This is a genomic window from Mesorhizobium sp. M7A.F.Ca.AU.002.02.1.1, from assembly GCF_003998535.1.
Taxonomy (GTDB): domain Bacteria; phylum Pseudomonadota; class Alphaproteobacteria; order Rhizobiales; family Rhizobiaceae; genus Mesorhizobium; species Mesorhizobium ciceri.
Genome location: NZ_RZPB01000473.1, coordinates 1 through 4875, shown reverse-complemented (window position 1 = coordinate 4875; position 4875 = coordinate 1). Strand labels below are relative to the sequence as shown.

Sequence of the window (4875 nt, the reverse complement as noted above, 5' to 3'; positions counted from 1 at the left end):
CTCCTCCAGCGCCTTGATGGCAATATCGATCGATACGCCGTTCGATAGGAGACGACCGATGATCTCGCCAGTACCGGCCGCCGGCACTGTGCCCGGATCGATCGAGACGTCGCGGCCGCCAAGGCCATAGGCGAAATTGGCGGCGTATTTGGCACCCAGATCCTGGCCCGCCTGGCGGTTGATCTCGACAAAGCGGACGTTGAGCTGGACCTGCTGCGAAGATGAGATGTTGACCGAGTTGATCACCTCCTCGGCACCGGAAAAGCGCGTCGCGATCTTGTTTGCCTTTTCGGCGGCGACGGCATCGTCGGCCTCGCCCGACAGCACGACACGGCCATTGGCCGATCCGACCTTGATCCTGGCATCCGGCACGCTGGCGCGAATGGTGCTGGCCAGTTGGTCGGTGTCGAGCGTCACCTCGATGTCGACGGTGCCGACAAGCTGCTTTTTCTCATCGAACAGCGCAATCCCGGTGGTGCCGAGATTGTTGCCGAGCACATAGAAGGATTTGTCGGTCAGCGGATTGACGTTGGCGATCTCCGGATCGCCGATGACGATCTGGTAGAAGGCAGCACTGGTGATGATCGTCTTCGGCTTGCCCTTGGCAACCTTGATTGACGCATTCTTGGTCGACGACACGTAGACGACGTCGTTGTCAGCTCTCGCCGCCGAGGCGCCCAAGGCCAGCATCACCGCAGCGGCCAGCGAAGACGCGACAGCCACGGCGCGCAAAACGCGCAACCGCGTCATGACCCGATATATGAACAGCCCGAACATTGTCCCGTCCCTCACCCAGTCCCCACTGGTTTATTTCTGGTCCCGCGAAGGAACCTGGTATTCCTCGGCCTTCGTGCCGCGCGTTACGATGACCGTCTTGAACTTCGGTTTCTCCGGCTCCTTGGTGACGGCGTCGAACACCGAGCCGGCCGCGGCCTGCACATTCGAGGCGACCGATCCGCCGAAGGAGGAGATGGTGGTGACGCCGCTCTTGCCGTCAGCGCCTTCGCTGGCGGACCGAAGCGACAGCGAGAGCGTGCCGACGGTGCGGGCCAGCGCTACTTTCTGCGCGCCGTCCGTCGTCACCTCGATGGTCACCGAATTGGAAATCTGCGGCGTCGTCTGGCGCTCGTCGGCGCCCTGCCCGACGCTCAGCACCTTGGCATCGGCGACAACGATCTCGGCGGCGATGGTGGAACCGGCAGCGCCTTGCGCATTCTTGGCCACTTCCTGAATTTCGCCGGCATCGCGCGTCAGCACCACGTCAACGCGGTCACCGGGCGTGACGAAGCCGCCGACTCCGGCGATCTCGTCGGTGCGGATGGTGACCGCCCGCATTCCGGGCGTCATCATGTTGGAGAGCGTCGCGCGGCCATTCGGGCCGGACAGCTTGGCCAGCAGCACCGGTTCGTTGACCTCGATCGGCGACAGCACCACGCGGCTGCCGTCGGCGAGCAACGCATTGATGGTGGTGAAGGCGCCCTGCGGCACGGACTCTTGCGACCACGGGATTTCGCTGAGCTGCGCGCGGTCGAGCTCCATGCCGTAGCGCAACGGGGCATTCGCCACCACGATGGTCTTGAATTCGACTTTCGGCACGACAGGTGCCGGAATCGACGACGTCTTCTCTTCGGAATCGGCCTTGGCCTGGCTTTTGACCCAGAAATCCGCGGCAAAGATCGAGATCGCGCCGAAAACGGCGGCGATGCCGATCATCGATATGGCCTTGCCCCTCACGCCTAAACCCCTGATATCAGCAGTTTCTTATTTAGTTGGGCTCACGTTAGGCGGCATTGTTAAAGAATCAGGAATCCCGGGCGTTGGTATCGGATCTATTTCCGCCGGCTTGGTTATCGAATGGTTTTGGGGTAAGAGGGCCCAGATCCCCGAACGGAACAGGAACCTCGGTCGCTTGGCGCTGAAAAGCGTGGCAGTATCGCGAGGTGATTCGCAGCACCGGAACCTATGGCAGGCATGGACGACAGCAACGATCTCTTCGGCAATATGGACAAGCAGCCGCAGCCGGTGCGTACCGCTGCGCGCCCGGCGGATCCACTGGTGGTGCAAGCCACCAAGCGTCCTGCCTCGACCAAGGACGGCAGCGAGGGCTATAGCGCCGCCGACATCGAGGTGCTGGAAGGGCTGGAGCCGGTGCGCCGCCGGCCAGGCATGTATATCGGCGGCACGGACGACAAGGCGATGCACCATCTGTTCGCCGAGGTCATCGACAATTCGATGGACGAAGCGGTTGCCGGCCACGCCACCTTCATCGATGTCGAGCTTTCGGCCGACGGCTATCTCGCCGTGACCGACAATGGCCGCGGCATCCCGATCGATCCGCACCCGAAGTTCAAGAAGCCGGCGCTTGAAGTGATCATGACGACGCTGCATTCGGGCGGCAAGTTCGACTCCAAGGTTTACGAGACATCAGGCGGCCTGCATGGCGTCGGCGTATCCGTGGTCAACGCGCTGTCGGACCATCTCGAGGTCGAGGTCGCGCGGGGACGGCAACTCTATCGGCAAAAATTCTCGCGCGGCGTTCCCGTGACCGGCCTGGAACAGTTGGGCGAGGTCCACAACCGGCGCGGCACAAAGATCCGCTTCCACCCCGACGAGCAGATTTTCGGCAAGGGCGCGGCGTTCGAACCGGCGCGGCTCTACCGTATGACGCGCTCGAAAGCCTATCTGTTCGGCGGCGTCGAAATCCGCTGGACCTGCGATCCGTCGCTGATCAAGGAAAAAGACCAGACGCCGGCCAAGGCGGAATTCCATTTTCCCGGCGGCCTGAAGGACTATCTCAAGGCATCGCTCGGCGACGACTTCCAGGTAACGCGCGAGATTTTCGCCGGCAAGAGCGAGAAACAGGGCGGCCACGGCTCGCTCGAATGGGCGGTGACCTGGTTCGGCGGCGACGGCTTCATCAATTCCTACTGCAACACCATCCCGACCGGCGAAGGCGGCACCCACGAGGCCGGCTTCCGCAACGTTTTGACGCGAGGCCTGCGCGCCTATGCCGACCTCGTCGGCAACAAGCGCGCGTCGATCGTCACCTCGGAAGACGTCATGATCTCGGCGGCGGGCATGCTGTCGGTGTTCATCCGCGAGCCGGAATTCGTCGGACAGACCAAGGACAGGCTGGCGACGATCGAGGCAATTCGAATTGTCGAGACCGCGATCCGCGATCCGTTCGACCATTGGCTGGCCGACAATCCGCAGGAAGCCTCGAAGCTGCTCGAATGGGTGATCGCACGCGCCGACGAGCGGGTGCGCCGGCGCCAGGAAAAGGAAGTGTCGCGCAAGAGCGCGGTGCGCAAGCTGCGGCTGCCGGGCAAGCTCGCCGACTGCACGCAGAATGCCGCGGCCGGTGCAGAACTGTTCATCGTCGAAGGCGACTCGGCCGGCGGCTCGGCCAAGCAGGCGCGCGACCGCGCCAGCCAGGCCGTGCTGCCATTGCGCGGCAAAATCCTCAACGTCGCCAGCGCCGGCAACGATAAGCTGGCGGCCAACCAACAGATTTCGGACCTGATCCAGGCGCTCGGCTGCGGTACGCGTTCGAAGTACCGCGATGAGGATCTGCGCTACGACCGCGTGATCATCATGACCGACGCCGATGTCGACGGCGCCCATATCGCCTCGCTGCTGATCACCTTCTTCTATCAGGAGATGCCGGCGCTGGTGCGTGGCGGCCATCTCTATCTCGCCGTGCCGCCGCTTTACTCGATCAGGCAAGGCGGCAAGGTCGCCTATGCCCGAGACGACGCCCACAAGGACGAGCTCCTGCGCACCGAATTCACCGGGCGCGGCAAGGTGGAACTGGGCCGCTTCAAGGGTCTGGGCGAGATGATGGCCGCCCAGCTCAAGGAAACCACCATGGATCCGAGGAAGCGAACGCTGCTCAGGATCGATGTAATCGACGCCGAGACGGCGACCAAGGACGCCGTCGATGCGTTGATGGGCACGAAGCCGGAGGCCCGCTTCCGGTTCATCCAGGAACGCGCCGAATTCGCCGAGACGGAAGTGCTGGATATCTAGCCGCCAGCCGGTCCATAACAAGGCTCCAGCTGCGGAGACGAGCATGTGACCAGGACGCGGCTGAAAGGCTATTTCGGGACGAGTTTAGCCGGGTTGACGCAGCCGACGCGCTCCGACTGGATCTTTGCCTTGCGCACCGTTTCAGCCGGCTTGATCGCGCTGCTGGCAGCCTATGCGCTGAAGCTCGACCATCCGCAATGGGCCATGATGACGGTGTTCATCGTCGCCCAGCCGGTTGCCGGCATGGTGCTGGCGAAGGGCTTCTACCGGCTGCTCGGCACGCTGGTCGGCGGCATCGCCGCGATCGGCATCACCACCGTTTTCGGCACCAACCCCTGGGTGCTGGTGACTGTGCTTGCCGTCTGGATCGGCATCTGCACCTTCGTCTCGTCGCTGCTGCGCAATCCGGAAGCCTATGGCGCCGCCCTGGCCGGCTACACCGCAATGATCATCGGCCTGCCCGCTTTCGGACAGCCGCATCTCGTCGTCGACCTCGCTGTCGCGCGCTGTGCCGAGATCGTGCTCGGCATCGTCTGCGCCGGCCTGACCAGCCGGCTGATCCTGCCAAAACTGGCCAGCGACGCCATCGTCTCGCGCCTGAAACGCTGCATCCTCGATCTTGCCACCTATGCCGGCGGTGCGTTCTCCGGCGGCGACCCGGCAACGCTGTCCGCGCTGCACCGAAAGCTGGTCACGGATACCCAGACGCTCGGCGAGATGCGCGCCTATGCCAGGCTCGAGGCGCCGAGCTTCGCGCCGCGCGCGCATCCGGTCCGGCGCACGATCGGACAACTGCTCTCGGCGCTGTCGGCGGCACGTGCGTTGCATTCGCATGCCGCTCCGAAG

General features: G+C 63.7%; 4 protein-coding genes. 2 read left to right on the top strand and 2 right to left on the bottom strand.

What is annotated here, in order from left to right:
• A partial coding sequence (locus EN879_RS24400; RefSeq protein WP_127274297.1) for a pilus assembly protein N-terminal domain-containing protein occupies positions 1-777 on the bottom strand: 777 nt, incomplete at its 3' end.
• A gap of 30 nt (positions 778-807) precedes the next feature.
• Entirely contained in the window at positions 808-1734 is a 927-nt protein-coding gene (gene cpaB / locus EN879_RS24395; RefSeq protein WP_245493858.1) for a Flp pilus assembly protein CpaB, read from the bottom strand.
• A 237-nt stretch (positions 1735-1971) separates the two neighbouring features.
• Here cpaB and parE point away from each other — a divergent pair, with 237 nt between their 5' ends.
• Together parE and EN879_RS24385 are read left to right on the top strand one after the other, a co-directional pair.
• A complete protein-coding gene (gene parE, locus EN879_RS24390) occupies positions 1972-4029 on the top strand; it encodes a DNA topoisomerase IV subunit B (protein ID WP_013531965.1) in 2058 nt (685 codons plus the stop codon).
• A gap of 45 nt (positions 4030-4074) precedes the next feature.
• Positions 4075-4875, top strand: an 801-nt coding sequence (locus EN879_RS24385) for an FUSC family protein (RefSeq protein WP_164774551.1), incomplete at its 3' end; no start/stop codon positions are given.